Below are 17,661 nucleotides of genomic sequence, written 5' to 3' on the forward strand. Positions count from 1 at the left end.
GGTGGACTCCTTCGGGTGGGGAGGTGCGTGATTCCCGGGCAGGTGAGGGGAGTTGAGGTCAGGCGGCCGGTGTCATGGCGTGTGCGGCGGGCGGCTCGGGGACGGGTGCGGGCGTCGTTGCCGGGGTGGGGCGGCGCAGCAGGACGGCCGCCGTCAGCAGCGCCAGCACCAGCAGGCCCGCCCCGGTGGCGAAGGCGAGGTGGTATCCGCCGGTGAGGGCCTCGGCCCTGGTGGCGCCGTGGCGGGCGAGGGAGTCGGTGCGGGCTGCCGCGAGGGTGGACAGTACGGCGACGCCCAGCGCCGCGCCGACCTGCTGGGTCGTGTTGAACAGGCCGGACGCCAGCCCCGCGTCCCGCTCGCCGGCAGCGGACATGGCGAGCTGGGTGAGCGCGGGAAGCACGAGGCCGAATCCGGCGGCGAGCAGCATCACCGGCAGCAGGTCCCGTACGTAGTCGGGGTGCGCGGGCACCCGGGACAGCAGGGCCAGCATGGCGAGCAGCAGCACCAGTCCGGCGCGCAGCACGGCCCGCTCGCCGAACCGGCCGATCAGGCGGGGTGAGACCAGGAGCGAGACGGCGCCGATGGCTACGGCGGCGGGCAGCATCGCCAGGCCGGTGCGGGCGGCACCGTAGCCGGCGACGTTCTGGAGATGCAGCGCGACGAGCACCTGGAAGGCGAACAGGGCGGCGACCGCGAGGAGTTGTACGAGATTGGCGCCGGCCACCGCGCGCACCTTCAGCAGGGCGGGCGGCAGCAGCGGGGTGCGGGCGCGGGGCTGGCGCAGGAAGAAGGCGGTGAGGAGTGCGGCGCCGGTCAGTGCCGGGGCCAGGGTGAGCGGTGAGGACCAGCCGTGCTCGGGCACTCCGACGATGCCGTAGAGGCCGGCCATCAGGCCGCTGGTGATCAGCACGGCGCTCCAGGCGTCTGCCCCTGCGCGCAGGCCGATTCCGCGGTCGGCGGGGAGCGCGGGGCCCGCCAGCGCGAGGACCGCCACGCCGACGGGCAGGTTGATCAGGAAGGTCCAGCGCCAGTCGAGGGCGTCGGTGAGCACTCCGCCGAGCACCTGGCCGAGGGAGGCTCCGGCCGCGCCGGTGAAGCTGAACACGGCGATGGCGCGGGCCCGTTCGCGGCCGGCGGGGAAGAGCGAGACGAGGATGCCGAGGCCCACGGCCGCCGTCATGGCGCTGCCGACGCCCTGGAGGAAGCGGGCGGCCAGCAGGGCGGCGGGTGAGGTGGCGAGACCGGCGAGGAGCGAGGCGGCGGTGAAGACCGCGGTGCCGGCGGCGAACATCCGCTTGCGGCCGAGGAGGTCGCCGAGCCGCCCGGCGAGGAGCAGGAGGCTGCCGAAGGCGACGAGGTAGGCGTTGACGACCCAACTCAGCCCGCCGGGGCCGAAGTCGAGGTCGCGCTGGATGGCCGGCATGGCCACGGTGACGACGGAACCGTCCAGGACGATCATGAGCGTGCTCGCGGCGATGGTGGCCAGGGCGACGCGGGGAGTCGAAGGCATGGTTGGGACCGTAGCAGATAGTTTCGTTGCAGACTATCTATTACGGCAGGACCTTGGCGTACCCTGAGGCCATGACCGCGATGTCCCCGCCCCCGCGCCGCACCCAGCCGGACCTCTCCTATCTCCTGGACCACACCGGTCACGTCCTGCGTGCCCGGATGGCGTCCGCCCTGGCGGAGATCGGGCTCACCGCCCGTATGCACTGCGTGCTCGTGCACGCCCTGGAGGAGGAGCGCACGCAGGCCCGGCTCGCGGAGATCGGGGACATGGACAAGACCACGATGGTGGTCACCGTCGACGCCCTGGAACAGGCCGGCCTCGCCGAACGCCGCCCGTCCAGCACCGACCGCAGGGCCCGCATCATCGCCGTCACGGAGAAGGGCGCCCGGGTCGCCGAGGAGAGCCGGCGCATCGTGGACGGCGTGCACGAGAGTGCCCTCGCCTCCTTCCCGGAGGGTGACCGCGAGACCTTCCTGGCTCTCCTCACCCACCTCGCCGAGGGGGACCTGAACGCGCCACCGGCCACAACGGCCCCCTCGGCCCGCCGTGCCCGGCAGCGCAACTAGGTCCGTGCCCAGGGGCCGGGTGGCGCAAGTCCCCGTCTAGCGGCGCGCGTTGAGGCAGAAGCCGGGGCGCGGCGAGCCGACCGTGTACTCCGCCTGCAGCAGATAGTCCGTGGGGCCGCAGGACGGCCGGTCCGTCACCCGGTACTCCGCCTGCGCGGAACCGCAGTCCACCTTCTCCAGCTGCTGCTCCGGCCACTTCGCCTCGTTGCGCACGCAGTCGCCCACCGACAGCGTCACCGGCCCGTCGTCCTTCGCCAGCAGGCCCACCACCATCAGCGTCGGAATCGCCAGTGCCACCAGGGCGAACGGGGTGAGGATCAGCATCGCGGGCGCCCGGTGCAGCACCCTGCGGCCCGGGTCGAGCGGGGGCCGCACCGCTCCGTGCGGTTCGGGCAGCCGTAGCAGGGCGGCGCGGGCGCCGAGGACGTTCAGCAGGACGACGAACGGCGTCACGAACAGCGACAGCAGCCCCCACCACCCGGTCACCAGCGTGCTGGAGGTCAGCTGCCGGTACACGGCGAGGCCGCAGGTGCGGCAGTAGACGCCCCGGCGCGTCACCGTCCGCATGATCACGACCATGCCCTGGTGGGAGCGGACGGTCACCGGCGTCGCCGGCTGCGCCCCGCAGACCTCGCACCCGGGCCGCGGAACGGTCCCGCCCGGGTGCCCGTAGGGGCCGGGCTGTCCGTACGGTGCGGGCTGTGCGTACGGCCCCGGCCCGCCCGGCTGTCCGTACGGCGGCGATCCGTACGGGCCCTGCTGCTGCGGGGCGTTCGGGTGCGGGTACGGCTGCGGATGCGTCATGGCGTGGTTCCCCCGTGCTTCGACGAAACCAGCACCCTAACCGGAGCCTGCGACACCGTATTGCCCCGCCCGTCGCCGCCTTCCCGGGCGGGGGGAAACGGCGGGCGATAGCCTGCCAAGCCGTTCCCCGTACAGGCCGTCTGCCCCCGCCCGCCCCCCGAAGGAGCGCCCGTGTCCCGCCACCGCGAGTGGAAGTTCCGTGCCGTCACCACGCTCCAGCGGCGGGTGGTCAACCCGCTCGCCCGCGCCAACCCCCGGCAGACCCTGCTGGAGACCACCGGCCGCACCAGCGGCCTGCCCCGGCGGACCCCCCTCGGGGGCCGCCTGGTCGGAGGGGACTTCTGGTTCGTCTCCGAGTACGGCGAGAAGGCGCAGTACATCCGCAACATCCTCGCCGACCCGCGCGTCCGCGTCCGGCTGAAGGGTCGCTGGTACGAGGGCGTCGCCCACCTCGTCCGGGACGACGACCCGCGTGCCCGTCTCAGGCTGCTCCCCCGTTCCAACAGCACCGTCGTGCGGGCCGTCGGCACCAACCTGCTCACCGTGCGGGTGGAACTGAAGAAGGGGGCTTAACTCCCCTGTGAGCAGAGGGGATTGACGGGTCCGGTCAGTGCTTGACCGAGCCCGCCGTGTAGTGGCCCGGCACCATCCGGGTCGAGACCGCGAAGCGGTTCCACACGTTGATCGTGTTGATCGCGGCGATCAGGTGCGCCAGCTCCACCTCGTCGAAGTGCTTCGCGGCCTTCCCGTACACCTCGTCCGGCACGAAGCCGTCGGTGAGGACCGTGATCGCCTCGGTCAGCTCGATCGCGGCGATCTCCTTCGCCGTGTAGAAGTGCTGCGACTCCTCCCACGCGGAGAGCTGGATGATCCGCTCCACGCTCTCGCCCGCCGCCAGCGCGTCCTTGGTGTGCATGTCCAGGCAGAACGCGCAGTGGTTGAGCTGCGAGGCGCGGATCTTCACCAGTTCCGCCACCACCGGGTCCAGGTGCTTACGGGTGGCCTTCTCCAGCTGGAGCATCGCCTTGAAGACCTCGGGCGCGTGCTCGGACCAGTTCATGCGGGGGGTGTGCTCGGGGACGGTGGTCCTGGTGGTGTTCTCGTTCGTCGTCATGCCTCCACGTTAGATCCGGTGCGGCCCGCCGGTATGGTCCATTCCCGTGACGGATTCCTGGGCCAATTTCAGAGCCGAAGTGGGCGCCGACCTGCATCTCGACCTCGCCGCGGCCCGGGGCGGCGGCACCGGGGCCGGGCTGCGCACCGGGCTGCGGGACGCGCTGCGCGAAGCCGCCCGTACCGGCCGTCTCGCCCCCGGCACCCGGTTGCCCTCCTCCCGCACCCTCGCCGCCGACCTCGGCATCGCCCGCAACACCGTCGCCGACGCCTACGCGGAACTCGTCGCCGAGGGCTGGCTCACCGCCCGCCAGGGCTCCGGCACCCGGATCGCCGAGCGGGCCACCGCGCCCGGCCGCAGGCCCGCACCCCCGCAGGGCCCCCGCAGGCCCGCCGCCCGACCCGCCGCCCGACCCGTCCTCAGCCTGTTCCCCGGCGCCCCCGAGCTGTCCTCCTTCCCGCGCGCCGAATGGCTCAAGGCGTACCGCAAGGCACTCAACGCCGCCCCGTACGAGGCCTTCGGGTACAGCGACCCGCGCGGCCGGCCCGAGCTGCGCACCGTCCTCGCCGAGTACCTCGCCCGCGCCCGCGGCGTGCACGCCGACCCCGAGCGCATCGTGGTCCGCTCCGGCTACGTGCACGCGCTGGGCTTCCTCGCCGGGGCGCTGCGCCGCCGCGCCCCGGCCACCAGGGCCGTCGCCGTCGAGTCGTACGGACTGAGCTTCCACCGGGACTGCTTCCGCGCGGCCGGACTGCGCACCCCGCCCCTCGGACTCGACGAACTCGGCTCCCGGACCGATGAGCTGAACGGCATGGGCGGGGTCGGGGCGGTGCTGCTGACCGCCGCCCACCAGTTCCCGACCGGCGTCGTGCTGCACCCCGAGCGGCGGGCCGCGGCCGTCGACTGGGCGCGGCGCACCGGCGCGCTGGTCCTGGAGGACGACTACGACGGCGAGTTCCGCTACGACCGCCAGCCGGTCGGCGCGCTCCAGGGCCTCGACCCCGACCGGGTCGTCTACCTCGGCACCGCCAGCAAGAGCCTCGCGCCGGGGCTGCGGATGTCCTGGGCGGTGCTGCCCGCCGAACTGGTCGACCTGCTGTCCCCGTTCGACAACACCACCAGCACGCTCGAACAGCTCGCCCTCGCCGAGTTCATCGCCTCGGGGGCGTACGACCGCCATGTGCGGGCCATGCGGCTGCGCTACCGGCGCCGCCGCGACGAACTGGTGGCCGCGCTCGCCGAGCGCGCCCCGGACGTACGGGTCTCCGGCATCGCCGCGGGCCTGCACGTCATCCTCGAACTCCCGCCCGGCACCGAGCAGTCGGTGATCCGGGCCGCGCACTGGCAGGGTCTCGCCCTGGAGGGCCTGTCCGCGTACCGGCACCCGGAGGCGCCCGGCGAGGGCAGGGACGGACTGATGGTCGGCTACGCGCGGCCGACGGACAGCGCGTGGGCGCCGACGCTGGAGGCGCTGCTCAGGTCGCTGCCCTGACGGGCGGAGGGGCGGGTGCGCCCGCGGGCATGGGACTGCCCCGGTCCCGTACGGCGCCGTACGGGACCGGGGCAGCGGAGGTGCGGTCCGGCCGGACCGCGCTCCGTCAGTGGTGGCTCGGTGTGCCGGGCCGGCGCGGGCTCACCAGCGCGCCTCCTCGGTCAGCAGCCTGCCGCTCCGGGTGGCGGCCAGCAGGCGCCGTACGGCGGAGGACGCGGCGGCCAGGATCAGCCGTCGGCCGCCCCGCCGCCACGCCAGCAGCGCGTTGAGGAAGCCGGAGTCGCAGAACGTCACCCGCGAGGCGTCGACCACCAGCCTGGTGTGGCCGAAGGAGGCCGCCGAGGCGAGCAGAGCGCCCAGCGGGGCGGCCGAGAAGTAGTCGATCTCCCCCTGGACGGAGACCTGGAGCGTGGCGCCCTCGGCGCGACAGGAGGCGATCACCGGTGGTGACTGCGGACGTGGGGTGCCGCGGCCCACGGGGCCGCGCCGGGTGCGGAACGGGTTCGAGGTCGACGTCGGCAGTATGTGAGAGGGGCTTGCAGTGGTGTTCACGCCGTCTGCAACGAGCCCGCGCCCCCTCGGGCACTGCCGCCGCCCGTTGATCACCCGGCCGCGCGAACCTCGGCGAACCCACGAGGTGACCCGGGCGGAACCGGGGAGAAGCAGGCGCCCCGGCCGGACGGGGGAGACCGGCCGGGGCAGTTTGGGGAGGCGGAGTGAAAATTCCGCGCATATATGAATGATAAACCATCCGCGGGGCAGTCGCGTCCACCGGGCAAACCACCCCACTTGGTGCACCGGCCCGCCGCCCGCCCGCTCCGGAGTTCCTCTGCGCCGGACGGCCCTCTATGGTGACGACGGTCCAGAGCACGACGAAGAGCGACGCGGGGGAGAGGCCGGGCATGGCACGGCGCAAACTGAGGTCCAGCACGGTGGTGCTCGGCGGCATGGGAATGCTCGCCCTGTCCCTGTCCGCCTGTGGTTCCGAACCGGACAGGCGGTGCGTGGACCCGGTCACCCAGGAAGAGCTGCCCAGCTACGAGTGCGAGGACGACGACGATGACGGCGGCGGCAGCAGCGGAAGCAGCGCCAGCCACAGCGGCGTCTACTACTACGGCGGCTCCGTGAGCAACCGCCGCGTCTCCGGCGGCAGCTTCGACAAGCAGGCCGTCGACCGCGGCGGCTTCGGCTGCTCGGGCTCCGGCGGCGGCTGAGCCGGCCTCCGGTGCGCGCGCACCGACTCGTACGCGTCACGGCCTCGTACGCGTAAAGGCAGAGCAGTGAAGCAGTACGGACGAACGGTGCCCGACGGATCATGAAGCGCCACACCATCGACCCCCGCCCCGACTGGCAGCGGATCGTCGAGGAACAGGGGGTCATCTACCCGCTGACCCGCTACCCCGACGACTCCCTGCGCCCGTACTGGGACGAGAGCGCGTACTACTCCTTCACCCTGCCCGAGGTCGAGGCGCTCGAAGAGGTCGTCGAGGAACTGCACGGGATGTGCCTGGCCGCCGCCGAGCACATCGTGGCCCACGACCGCTTCGCCGACCTCGGCATCACCGACCCCAAGCTGGCCCGGCTGATCGGCGAGTCGTGGCGGCGCCGGGCCGAACTCCCCTCCCTGTACGGGCGGTTCGACCTGCGCTACGACGGCAGCGGCCCGGCCAAGATGCTGGAGTACAACGCGGACACCCCGACCTCCCTGGTGGAGGCGGCCAGCCCGCAGTGGTTCTGGATGGAGGAGCTGTTCCCCGGCGCCGACCAGTGGAACTCGCTCCACGAGCGTCTCGTCGACGCCTGGAAGCGGCAGGCCGCCCTGCTGCCGCCGGGCCCGCTGCACTTCGCGCACTCCGAGGGCGACGAACTCGGCGAGGACCTCATGACGGTCGCCTACCTGCGCGAGACCGCCGAACAGGCCGGTATCCGCACCGAGGCGATCTCCGTCGAGCAGATCGGCTGGGACCGGCTCTCGCGCCGCTTCGTCGACGAGAAGCTCCGCTTCATCCGCAGCTGCTTCAAGCTCTACCCGTGGGAGTGGCTGGCCACCGACCGGTTCGGCCCGCACGTGCTGTCCACCCTCGACAACGGCGGCGGCACCGGCACCACCTGCTGGATCGAGCCCGCCTGGAAGATGCTCCTGTCCAACAAGGCGCTCCTGGCCATCCTCTGGGAGCTCTACCCCGGCCACCCCAACCTGCTCGCCGCCTACCTCGACGGCCCCCGAGAACTCGCCGAGGAGAAGGGGTACGTGGCGAAGCCGCTGCTGGGGAGGGAAGGCGCCGGGGTCACCGTCCACGAGCCCGGCACCCCGCCGCCCGCCCCCGCCGAGGAGGCCGTCTGCTACCAGGAGCTGGCCCCGCTGCCCGACTTCGACGGCAACCGCACCGTGCTCGGCGCCTGGGTCGTCGAGGACGAGGCGGCCGGGCTCGGCATCAGGGAGTCGTCCGGCCTGGTCACCGACGAGTACGCGCGCTTCCTGCCGCACGTCATCCGGTGAGACGCAGCTGAGACGCAGCGTCCGGTGAGGCGCCGCCCACCGGCCCGGTTGCCGGTGGGCGGCCCCCGCCGCTAGCTGCCCAGCACGGCCCTCAGCTGGTCCAGGCCCCAGTCCAGGTCCTCCTTGCCGATCACCAGCGGCGGCGCGATCCGGATCGTCGAACCGTGGGTGTCCTTGACCAGGACGCCCCGCTCCATCAGCTGCTCCGAGATCTGCCGGCCGGTGCCGATCGACGGGTCGATGTCGATCCCGGCCCACAGGCCGCGCCCGCGCACCGCCTGCACCGCACCCTCACCGACCAGCAGGTTCAGCTCCCGGTGCAGATGCTCGCCCAGCTCGGTGGCCCGCTGCTGGAACTCGCCGCCGCGCAGCATCGCGATCACTTCGAGCGCGACCGCGCAGGCCAGCGGGTTCCCGCCGAAGGTGGACCCGTGCTCGCCCGGCCGGAAGACGCCCAGCACGTCCGTGGAGGCGACCACCGCGGACACCGGCACCACCCCGCCGCCGAGCGCCTTGCCGAGCACGTACACATCGGGGACGACGTCCTCGTGCTCGCACGCGAAGGTCTTTCCGGTGCGGCCCAGCCCGGACTGGATCTCGTCCGCGACGAACAGCACGTTCCGCTCGCGGGTCAGCTCCCGCACGCCCGCCAGATAGCCGGGCGGCGGGACCAGCACACCCGCCTCGCCCTGGATGGGCTCCAGCAGCACGGCGACGGTCTCGTCCGTCATGGCCCGCTCCAGGGCGGCCAGGTCGCCGTACGGGACGATGTCGAACCCGGGGGTGTAGGGGCCGAAGTCGGCACGCGCCTCCGGGTCCGTGGAGAAGCTGACGATGGTCGTCGTACGCCCGTGGAAGTTGTCGGACGCGACGATGACGCGGGCCCGCCCGTCCGGCACCCCCTTCACCCGGTAGCCCCACTTGCGGGCGGTCTTCACCGCGGTCTCCACCGCCTCCGCACCGGTGTTCATCGGCAGCACCATCTCCTTGCCGCACAGCTCGGCGAGCTGGGCGCAGAAGTCGGCGAACCGGTCGTGGTGGAAGGCCCGGGAGGTGAGCGTCACCCGCTCCAGCTGCGCCTTGGCGGCGTCGATCAGGCGCCGGTTGCCATGGCCGAAATTGAGCGCCGAGTAACCGGCGAGCATGTCCAGATAGCGGCGACCCTCCACGTCGGTCATCCAGGCGCCCTCGGCCTCGGCGACGACGACCGGCAGGGGGTGGTAGTTGTGCGCGCTGTGCGCCTCGGCCGAGGCGAGGGCGGCAGCGGTGTCCGTGGTGATCTCCGAGGTGGTGGCATCCGTTGTCGACACGGGAACTCCGATCGTCGGTACAAGGCGTCCGGTGAGAGGCGCGGACGGCGCCCCTTTCTATCGTCGGTCACGCGGACGGCGCGGAAACCTTGCCGCCGAAGGTACGGATCCGGCCGACCGGCCGGGGGTGCCCGCGATCCGCCGTGGGTTCCCGGGGCGCGGCGAGGAGGAGGCCGGGTACCTGAGAGAATGGGGGCATGGCCTCTCGACCCCGTGTGCTTTCCGGTATCCAGCCCACCGCAGGCTCGTTCCACCTCGGCAACTACCTCGGCGCCGTGCGCCAGTGGGTGGCCCTCCAGGAGACGCACGACGCCTTCTACATGGTCGTGGACCTGCACGCCATCACCGTGCCGCAGGACCCCGCCGCGCTGCGTGCCAACACCCGCATCGCCGCCGCCCAGCTGCTGGCCGCCGGGCTCGACCCGGACCGCTGCACCCTGTTCGTGCAGAGCCACGTGCCCGAGCACGCCCAGCTCGCCTGGGTGATGAACTGCCTCACCGGCTTCGGCGAGGCGTCCCGGATGACCCAGTTCAAGGACAAGTCCGCCAAGCAGGGCTCCGACCGCACCACCGTCGGCCTCTTCACGTACCCCGTCCTCCAGGTCGCCGACATCCTGCTCTACCAGGCGAACCAGGTCCCGGTCGGCGAGGACCAGCGCCAGCACGTCGAGCTGACCCGCGACCTCGCGGAGCGCTTCAACGGCCGCCTCGGCCAGACCTTCACCGTCCCGGAGCCGTACATCCTCAAGGAGACGGCGAAGATCTACGACCTCCAGGACCCCACGGTCAAGATGAGCAAGTCGGCGTCCACGCCGAAGGGTCTGGTCAACCTGCTCGACGACCCCAAGGCCACCGCCAAGAAGATCAAGAGCGCGGTCACCGACACCGACACCGTGATCCGGTTCGACATGGAGCACAAGCCCGGCGTCTCCAACCTCCTCACGATCGCCTCGACCCTCACCGGCAGGAGCATCGCCGAGCTGGAGACCGCGTACGAGGGCAAGATGTACGGCGCGCTCAAGACCGACCTCGCCGAGATCGTGGTCGACTTCGTCACGCCGTTCCGTACCCGCTTCCAGGAATACCTGGACGACCCGGAGACGCTGGACCAGATCCTCGCCAAGGGCGCCGAGAAGGCCTGTGCGGTCGCCGCCGAGACCCTCGCCCAGGCCTACGACCGGATCGGCTTCCTGCCCGCGAAGCACTGACCCGGCCCGCCCGCGGAGGTGGTGGGCGCGGTCACACGGGCCCCGGACCTTGGACTCTGGCCCCGGGGGCCCTGCGCCCGCCACACTGCACCTGGACAGCATCACTCACCGACCCGTACCGACGACGGAGGAGAACGACGTGGGGACCGTAACGCTCGGCGTTTCGATCGCGGTCCCGGAGCCGTACGGCAGCCTGCTCCAGGAGCGGCGCGCGGCCTTCGGGGACCCTGCCGCACACGGCATCCCCACCCATGTCACCCTGCTGCCGCCGACCGAGATCGACGCGGCGGCGCTGCCCGCGGTGGAGGCCCACCTCGCCGCGCTCGCCGACTCGGTGCGGCCCTTCCCGATGCGGCTCTCCGGCACCGGCACCTTCCGCCCGCTGTCGCCGGTCGTCTTCGTGAAGGTCGTCGAGGGCGCCTCGGCCTGCGCCTGGCTCCAGAAGCGGGTCCGCGACGCCTCAGGACCGCTGGTGCGCGAGCTCCAGTTCCCGTACCACCCGCACGTCACCGTCGCGCACGGGATCAGCGAGGAGGGCATGGACCGGGCGTACGAGGAACTGTCCTCGTACGCCGCCGAGTGGTCCTGCGTCTCCTTCGCCCTGTACGAGCAGGGCGCCGACGGGGTGTGGCGCAAGCTGTGCGACTACGTCTTCGGCGGCGGCACCGAGGGCGACGTACCGCCCCAGGGCCTGCCCCAGGGCACCCCCGCCCTCAACTAGCGCCGCCGCCCGGCGGACACCCCGCCGGGGACTACACCGGCAGCCGCCGGAACAGCGGGCGCGGCACGTGCCGCAGGGCCGACATGACCGCCCGCAGCGCCCCCGGCACCCACACCACCTCCGACCGGCGGCGCAGCCCCGTCTCGATGGCCAGGGCCACCGCCTCCGGCGTCGTCGCGAGCGGAGCCTCCGCCATCCCCTGAGTCATCCGCGTCCGTACGAAGCCCGGCCTGACCACCATCACGTGCACCCCCGTGCCGTGCAGCGCGTCGCCCAGACCCTGGGTGAACGCGTCCAGGCCCGCCTTGCTGGACCCGTAGATGAAGTTCGCCCGGCGGGCCCGCTCGCCCGCCACCGACGACAGCACCACCAACGAGCCGTGGCCCTGGCTCTGGAGGGCGTTCGCGCAGACCAGGCCCGCCGAGACGGCCCCCGTGTAGTTCGTCTGGGCGACCCGCACCGCCGCCATCGGCTCCGCCTCGTCACGGGCCTGGTCGCCGAGCAGCCCGAACGCCACCAGCACCATGTCGATGTCGCCCTCGGTGAACACCTTGCCGAGCACCTCCTCGTGCGAGGCGCTGTCCAGGGCGTCGAAGGCGACCGTGCGCACGTCCGCGCCCAGCTCCCGCAGCTGCCCGGCCGCCGTGTCCAGCGCGGGCGACGGGCGGCCGGCCAGCCACACCGTACGGGTGCGGCGGGCGATCAGCCGGCGGGCGGTCGCCAGGGCGATCTCGGACGTACCGCCGAGGACGAGCAGGGACTGCGGGGCGCCGAAGGCATCCTTCACGGGGGGCTCCTCTGATCCTTTAGTTGATCCGGTGGGCAGGCCCGGGGCGGGCCGGCCCCGGGGAGGGGGAACGACTACAGGCCGAGACGGCGCGACAGGTCCGAGGTGAAGACCCCGCGCGGGTCCAGCTCGGCCCGCAGGGCACGGAACCGGTCCAGCCGCGGGTACATCGCGGCGAGCACCGCCGGGCGCACCCGGGAGTCCTTGGCCAGGTAGATCCGGCCCGCCGCGCCCGCCACCTCCTCGTCCAGCTCGTCGAGGAAGGGGCCCAGCCGCGGCATCCGCGCCGGGATGTCCAGCGCCAGCGTCCAGCCCGCCACCGGGAAGGACAGCCAGCCCGGGTCGCCCTCGCCGAACCGCTTCAGCACCGCCAGGAAGGACGGGCAGCCGCGCCGCGAGATCCGGCCCACGATCCGCCGCAGCGCCTCCTCCTGCCCGTACGGCACGACGAACTGGTACTGCACGAAACCGCTGCGGCCGTAGATCCGGTTCCAGTGCGGAACGCCGTCCAGCGGGTGGAAGAAGGTGGAGATCCGCTGCAGCTCGCCGACCCGCGAGCGCGGCGCCCGCCGGAACCACAGCTCGTTGAACAGCCCCACCGACCGCCTGCCGAGCAGCCCCTCGGGAACGAAGGCGGGCGCGGCGGGCAGCTGCGAGGGCCGGAAGACGAGGGGGTGCCTGCGGGCCCGCGGCGGCAGCACGTCCAGCGGGGCGTGGTCGCCCCGGGTGAGCACGGAACGGCCCAGCGCACGGCCCTTGGCCAGCAGATCGATCCAGGCCACCGAGTAGCGGTAGAGGTGGTCGGTCCCGGTCAGCCGGTCCATCAGGTCGTCGAGGTCGGCGGCCCGCTCGGTGTCGACGGACATCAGCGAGGTCTCCACCGGCAGCAGCCGCACCGTCGCCGACAGGATCACCCCCGTCAGCCCCATCCCGCCGGCCGTCGCGTCGAACAGGTCGGTGCCCGGCAGCACCGTCCGCACCTCCCCGTCCGCGCCCAGCAGTTCCAGCGAGGTCACGTGCCGGGAGAAGCCGCCCGAACCGTGGTGGTTCTTGCCGTGGATGTCCGCACCGATCGCGCCGCCCACCGTCACGTACCGGGTGCCGGGCGTCACCGGCACGAACCAGCCCAGCGGCAACAGCACCTCCATCAGCCGGTGCAGGCTCACCCCCGCGTCGCACACCACCACGCCCGCGTCCGCGTCGACCGACCGGATCCGGTCCAGGCCCGTCATGTCGAGGACCGCGCCCCCGGCGTTCTGCGCCGCGTCGCCGTACGCCCGGCCCAGACCGCGGGCGATTCCGCCGCGCGCCCCGCAGCCGCGCACCGCCGCGGCGGCCTGCTCGTAGGTACGGGGACGGACCACCAGGGCGGTCGTCGGGGCGGTGCGGCCCCAGCCGGTGACGGAACGGAAGGGATCGTCGAGGAGCTCGGCGCTCCCGGGTGCGGAGGTCTCAGACATGGGCGCGACGGTATCGCCCAAAGCGCACACCTATGCCCAACTAAGCGCCGTTTCGGCGGAACGGGTGGTTAATCGAGTGTCAAGGTGAAATGTCATGCATATTTGCTTCCCGCAGACACAAGGTCACCCCTGAAGTGCGCCCGGCCGGGCCACCGAAGTGCGCCCCGCCGGGCCACGCCCACCGAATCCAAGGGGTGACGGATGCGAGAAGTGGACACACGCCTGCTGGCCGCGATGCGCGACTGCGGCACGGACCCCCGGGTGGCCGCCGCCGCCCGCACGCTTTCCCGCACCGGCGAGCACGGCGCCCTGTGGCTGGCGGCCGGGCTCCTGGGCGCGGCCACCGACCGCGACCGCCGCGCCGCCTGGCTGCGCGGCACCGCACTGATCGCCACCGCCCACGCGGTCAGCCTGGGCATCAAGTACACCGTCCGCCGCCCCCGCCCCCGGCTCACCGGCCACCGCCCCCTGGTGACCACCACCGGCCGCCACTCCTTCCCCAGCTCCCACGCCACCTCGGCCGCCGCCGCCGTGGTCGCCCTCGGCGCACTGGGCCCCGCGGGCCGCCGGGTGCTGCCGCCACTGGCCGCCGCGATGTGCGTCTCGCGCCTGGTCGTCGGCGTGCACTACCCGAGCGACGTCGCCGCCGGCGCCCTGCTCGGCGGACTCACCGCACGACTCGGCACCAAGTGGCTGACCTCCGCGACCGGGCCCGCCGGCCCCCGCCGCACCCCGGCACCGGCCGCGAAGGGAGCATGAGGTGTCGGACCGCACCGTCATCCCCCTGCTGGAGAAACAGCAGGACCGCCGTGCCGCCGCCCTCCCGCCGCAGCGCCGCGCCCTGCGCCCGCTCGGCCTGCCGCTCCGCCTCCCGCTGGGCCTGCTGCGCACCGCCCGCCCCCGGCAGTGGATCAAGAACAGCCTCGTGGTGGCCGCGCCCGCCGCCGCCGGCGAACTCCTCTCCCGCCAGGCCGCCCTCCAACTGCTCCTGGTCTTCGCCCTGTTCACCGCCGCCGCGTCCGCCGTCTACCTGATCAACGACGCCCTGGACGCCGAGGCCGACCGCGCCCACCCCGTCAAGTGCCGCCGCCCGGTCGCCGCCGGACAGGTCCCGGTCCCCGTCGCACACGCCGCCGGCGCCCTCCTCGCCGTACTCGCACCGGCCCTCGCCGCCCTCCTGTGCAACCCGCTCACCGCCGCCCTGCTCACCGGGTACGTCGTCATGCAACTGGCGTACTGCCTGCGCCTCAAGCACGTGCTCGTGCTCGACCTGGTCGTCGTCACCGCCGGCTTCCTGATGCGGGCGATGATCGGCGGAGTGGCCCTGGACATCCCGCTCTCCCGCTGGTTCCTGATCACCACCGGCTTCGGCGCCCTGTTCATGGTCGGCGCCAAGCGCTACTCCGAAGCCGTACAACTGGCCGACAGCCCGCACCGCGGCGAGACCCGCGCCCTGCTCAGCCACTACACGACCGGCTATCTGCGCTTCGTCTGGCAACTGGCCGCCGGCGGCGCCGTACTCGGCTACTGCCTCTGGGCCCTGGAACACGGCGGCCCCCACACCGCCCTGCTGCCCTGGCGCGAACTCTCCATGGTCGCCTTCGTCGTCGGAGTCCTGCGCTACGCGGTCTTCGCCGACCGGGGCATCGCGGGCGCCCCCGAGGACGTCGTCCTGCGCGACCGCGGCCTGCTGCTCATCGCGGTGGTGTGGACGGCGCTGTACGGACTGTCGGTCGCCGGAGTCTGAGACGAGCGACCCGCCGGATCCGGGGTACCCGCACGACGTCTTTCCGTACACACCGGCAGGCAGCTTTCGTACACACCGGCAGGCAGGTAGACAAAAAGCATGGACTGGCTGAAAAACCTCCCGCTCATCGGGCCGCTGTTCACCCGCCTGACGCACACCCACGCCTGGCGCACGTACGAGACCCTCGACCGGGTGCACTGGAGCAGGCTCGCCGCGGCCATCACGTTCATCAGCTTCCTGGCGCTCTTCCCGCTGATCACGGTGGCCGCCGCGGTCGGCGCCGCCTTCCTCGACCAGCAGCAGATCGACGACCTCAAGGGAAAGATCGCCGAGCAGGTCCCCGGCATCTCCGACCAGCTCGACATCGACGCACTGATCGCCAACGCGGGCACCGTCGGCCTCGTCGCCGGCGCCCTGCTGCTGTTCACCGGCATCGGCTGGGTCGGCTCCATGCGCGAATGCCTGCGCGCCGTCTGGGAACTGGACGACGTCGACGAGGGCAACCCGATCCTGCGCAAGGCCAAGGACGGAGTCGTCCTGCTCGGCCTCGGCGGCGCCTCCCTCGGCTCCATGCTCGCCTCGACCGTCGGCTCCACCGCGGTCGGCTGGAGCGCCCGCGCCCTCGACATCCCGGAGTCCGGCGCGGGCGGCGTCCTGCTGCGCGCTGCCGCCCTGCTGGTCGCCGTCGGCGCCGACTTCCTGCTCCTGCTGTACGTCCTGACGCTGCTGCCGGGCGTCCAGCCCGAGCGGCGCCGGCTGATCACCGCGGCCCTCATCGGCGCGGTCGGCTTCGAACTGCTGAAGCTGCTGCTCGGCGGCTACATGAGCGGCGTCGCCTCCAAGAGCATGTACGGGGCGTTCGGCGTCCCCGTCGCCCTGCTCCTGTGGATCAACTTCACGGCCAAACTCACGCTGTGCTGCGCCGCCTGGACGGCGGCGCCGCACGCGTCCGACACCCCCGCCGACGAGGGCACCGACCCCGCGGGGGTCAGCGGCGGGGCAGCCGACGGGCCAGGGCCGGCAGCGGCCACCTCCGGTTGACCAGGAACACCGCACCGGCCAGCAGCACCAGCGCCCCGCCCGCCACCGCGAGCGCGATCCCGGCCCCGCTCGACCCCTCCTCCACGGCGGCCGTCCGCACCGGTACCGCGCTCTTCTTCGCGGCCGGCGGGGCGTTCTTGCCGGAGCTGGTGTCCACCGAACGCGGCGCGACCAGCTCACCGACCGGCTTCACCTTCCCCGACGCCTGGAACCCCCAGTCCAGCAGCTGGGCGGTCTCCTTGTAGACGGCCTGGGACTCGCCGGACTGCGGGTTCATCACGGTGACCAGCAGCACCCGGTCACCGCGCTGGGCGACCCCGGTGAAGGTGGCCCCGGCGTGCGTGGTGTTGCCGTTCTTCACCCCCGCGATGCCCGGGTAGGGGGTCACCCCGTTCTCACCCGTCATCAGCCGGTTGGTGCTCTGGATCTCGAAGGTCTCCCGCTTGCCGCCGGGCCCCACCTCGCCCGGGAACTGGGCGCGCGCCGTCGACGCGTACTCCCGGAAGTCCTTCTTCTGCATCCCGGAGCGGGCGATCAGAGTGAGGTCGTACGCGCTGGAGACCTGGCGCGGGGCGTCGTAGCCGTCCGGCGAGACGACGAAGGTGTCCACGGCCTGCAGCTCGCGGGCGTGCGCGTTCATGTCGGCGACCGTCTTGGCCAGGCCGCCGTTCATCGCGGTCAGCACGTGCACGGCGTCGTTGCCCGACTTCAGGAACACCCCGAGCCACAGATCGTGCACCTTGTACGTCAGGTTCTCCTTGACGCCCACCTCACTGCTGCCCGCGCCCATGCCCTCCAGGTCCTTCGGCTTCACCTTGTAGACCTGGTCCTTGGGCAGCCGGGGCAGCACGGTGTCGGCGAACAGCATTTTCAGCGTGGACGCGGGCGCGAGCCGCCAGTGCGCGTTGTGCGCGGCCAGCACCTCACCGCTCTCCGCGTCCGCCACGATCCACGACCGGGCCGACAACTCCTTGGGCAGCACCGGCACCCCGGGGGCGAGACGCACCTGCGTCCCCGCCTTGCCGAGAAGCTCCCCGCCGACCGACGACATGGCGGCGGGCGGCTTGGGCTTGTCGTCCGACTTGGGGTCCTTGTCGGCGGCACCGGCGGCCGGAGCGACGAGCAGCGCGGGCAGCAGGGCGGCTGAGACGACCGCGAGCGCGGTCCTTTTCACGGCAGACACGGACGTGAACGTACAGTGCCCCGCCGCACTTGCGGCCACCGCGTGCCTGACCCGCCGTGACAGCCGCCGGGACAGCCCAAGGCCGGCGGTCCCCGCAGGTCCGGCCTGTGCCGCTCGTCGGGTCGGCGTCGGCGCCGGACCCGGCACCTGGAGCTGGTTCATCTGCAACCCATTTCGCACGAAGACAACCATGTGAGTGAAGGCCCGGCGGAAGACGG

General features: G+C 72.7%; 18 protein-coding genes. 10 read left to right on the forward strand and 8 right to left on the reverse strand.

Annotation, left to right across the window (positions count from 1 at the left end):
• Positions 1-58: 58 nt before the first annotated feature.
• Positions 59-1,510 (reverse strand): MFS transporter, encoded by a 1,452-nt coding sequence (locus ACFYVL_RS12055; protein WP_389243482.1) that lies wholly within the window; start codon positions 1,508-1,510, stop codon positions 59-61.
• Between the two features lie 71 nt (positions 1,511-1,581).
• On the opposite strand from ACFYVL_RS12055, the gene ACFYVL_RS12060 reads away from it, so the two are divergent.
• A complete protein-coding gene (locus ACFYVL_RS12060; RefSeq protein ID WP_389243484.1) occupies positions 1,582-2,076 on the forward strand; it encodes a MarR family winged helix-turn-helix transcriptional regulator in 495 nt (164 codons plus the stop codon).
• Between the two features lie 36 nt (positions 2,077-2,112).
• On the opposite strand, the gene ACFYVL_RS12065 is transcribed toward ACFYVL_RS12060, so the two are convergent.
• Positions 2,113-2,880, reverse strand: a complete 768-nt coding sequence (locus ACFYVL_RS12065) for a hypothetical protein (protein WP_389243486.1) — start codon at positions 2,878-2,880, stop codon at positions 2,113-2,115.
• A gap of 171 nt (positions 2,881-3,051) precedes the next feature.
• On the opposite strand from ACFYVL_RS12065, the gene ACFYVL_RS12070 reads away from it, so the two are divergent.
• Entirely contained in the window at positions 3,052-3,453 is a 402-nt protein-coding gene (locus ACFYVL_RS12070) for a nitroreductase/quinone reductase family protein (RefSeq protein ID WP_389243488.1), read from the forward strand.
• A gap of 34 nt (positions 3,454-3,487) precedes the next feature.
• Here ACFYVL_RS12070 and ACFYVL_RS12075 read toward each other — a convergent pair whose 3' ends face one another.
• The gene (locus ACFYVL_RS12075) at positions 3,488-3,994 is read right to left on the reverse strand and encodes a carboxymuconolactone decarboxylase family protein (protein WP_389243490.1); all 507 of its coding nucleotides are present in this window, start codon (positions 3,992-3,994) and stop codon (positions 3,488-3,490) included.
• Between the two features lie 46 nt (positions 3,995-4,040).
• Between ACFYVL_RS12075 and ACFYVL_RS12080 the strand changes: the two genes are divergently transcribed.
• Positions 4,041-5,486 (forward strand): PLP-dependent aminotransferase family protein, encoded by a 1,446-nt coding sequence (locus tag ACFYVL_RS12080; protein WP_389243492.1) that lies wholly within the window; start codon positions 4,041-4,043, stop codon positions 5,484-5,486.
• Between the two features lie 141 nt (positions 5,487-5,627).
• Here the strand turns inward: ACFYVL_RS12080 and ACFYVL_RS12085 are convergent, their stop codons facing one another.
• Complete coding sequence (locus ACFYVL_RS12085; RefSeq protein WP_389243494.1) at positions 5,628-5,927, reverse strand: STAS domain-containing protein; 300 nt, start codon at positions 5,925-5,927, stop codon at positions 5,628-5,630.
• A 461-nt stretch (positions 5,928-6,388) separates the two neighbouring features.
• On the opposite strand from ACFYVL_RS12085, the gene ACFYVL_RS12090 reads away from it, so the two are divergent.
• On the forward strand, positions 6,389-6,700 hold the full coding sequence (locus tag ACFYVL_RS12090; protein WP_389243495.1) for a hypothetical protein: 312 nt from the start codon (positions 6,389-6,391) through the stop codon (positions 6,698-6,700).
• A gap of 101 nt (positions 6,701-6,801) precedes the next feature.
• The gene (locus ACFYVL_RS12095) at positions 6,802-7,986 is read left to right on the forward strand and encodes a glutathionylspermidine synthase family protein (RefSeq protein ID WP_389243496.1); all 1,185 of its coding nucleotides are present in this window, start codon (positions 6,802-6,804) and stop codon (positions 7,984-7,986) included.
• Positions 7,987-8,057: 71 nt separating this feature from the next.
• Here the strand turns inward: ACFYVL_RS12095 and rocD are convergent, their stop codons facing one another.
• A complete protein-coding gene (gene rocD, locus ACFYVL_RS12100) occupies positions 8,058-9,266 on the reverse strand; it encodes an ornithine--oxo-acid transaminase (RefSeq protein ID WP_389244165.1) in 1,209 nt (402 codons plus the stop codon).
• Positions 9,267-9,493: 227 nt separating this feature from the next.
• Between rocD and trpS the strand changes: the two genes are divergently transcribed.
• Together trpS and ACFYVL_RS12110 are read left to right on the forward strand one after the other, a co-directional pair.
• Positions 9,494-10,504, forward strand: a complete 1,011-nt coding sequence (trpS, locus tag ACFYVL_RS12105) for a tryptophan--tRNA ligase (RefSeq protein ID WP_389243498.1) — start codon at positions 9,494-9,496, stop codon at positions 10,502-10,504.
• A 139-nt stretch (positions 10,505-10,643) separates the two neighbouring features.
• Positions 10,644-11,225: a 2'-5' RNA ligase family protein gene (locus ACFYVL_RS12110; RefSeq protein WP_389243499.1), complete on the forward strand. Its 582-nt coding sequence runs from the start codon at positions 10,644-10,646 to the stop codon at positions 11,223-11,225.
• Between the two features lie 31 nt (positions 11,226-11,256).
• Here ACFYVL_RS12110 and ACFYVL_RS12115 read toward each other — a convergent pair whose 3' ends face one another.
• Together ACFYVL_RS12115 and ACFYVL_RS12120 are read right to left on the reverse strand one after the other, a co-directional pair.
• A complete protein-coding gene (locus tag ACFYVL_RS12115; RefSeq protein WP_389243501.1) occupies positions 11,257-12,012 on the reverse strand; it encodes a decaprenylphospho-beta-D-erythro-pentofuranosid-2-ulose 2-reductase in 756 nt (251 codons plus the stop codon).
• A 74-nt stretch (positions 12,013-12,086) separates the two neighbouring features.
• Complete coding sequence (locus ACFYVL_RS12120) at positions 12,087-13,472, reverse strand: FAD-binding protein (protein WP_389243502.1); 1,386 nt, start codon at positions 13,470-13,472, stop codon at positions 12,087-12,089.
• A 201-nt stretch (positions 13,473-13,673) separates the two neighbouring features.
• Between ACFYVL_RS12120 and ACFYVL_RS12125 the strand changes: the two genes are divergently transcribed.
• The 3 genes from ACFYVL_RS12125 to ACFYVL_RS12135 all read left to right on the forward strand — a co-directional run bounded on the left by ACFYVL_RS12125 (position 13,674) and on the right by ACFYVL_RS12135 (position 16,260).
• Positions 13,674-14,231 carry a phosphatase PAP2 family protein gene (locus ACFYVL_RS12125; protein ID WP_389243505.1) on the forward strand — a complete coding sequence of 186 codons (558 nt, stop codon included), beginning with the start codon at positions 13,674-13,676 and terminating at the stop codon, positions 14,229-14,231.
• Positions 14,232-14,313: 82 nt separating this feature from the next.
• Positions 14,314-15,219, forward strand: a complete 906-nt coding sequence (locus ACFYVL_RS12130; RefSeq protein WP_389244167.1) for a decaprenyl-phosphate phosphoribosyltransferase — start codon at positions 14,314-14,316, stop codon at positions 15,217-15,219.
• Between the two features lie 99 nt (positions 15,220-15,318).
• A complete protein-coding gene (locus ACFYVL_RS12135) occupies positions 15,319-16,260 on the forward strand; it encodes a YihY/virulence factor BrkB family protein (RefSeq protein ID WP_389243507.1) in 942 nt (313 codons plus the stop codon).
• Here ACFYVL_RS12135 and ACFYVL_RS12140 read toward each other — a convergent pair.
• Positions 16,208-17,443, reverse strand: a complete 1,236-nt coding sequence (locus ACFYVL_RS12140; RefSeq protein WP_389243509.1) for a D-alanyl-D-alanine carboxypeptidase family protein — start codon at positions 17,441-17,443, stop codon at positions 16,208-16,210. The two genes, ACFYVL_RS12135 and ACFYVL_RS12140, sit on opposite strands and share 53 nt — an antisense overlap.
• Positions 17,444-17,661 lie beyond the last annotated feature (218 nt).

Source organism: Streptomyces sp. NPDC004111, from assembly GCF_042874215.1.
Lineage (GTDB): Bacteria > Actinomycetota > Actinomycetes > Streptomycetales > Streptomycetaceae > Streptomyces.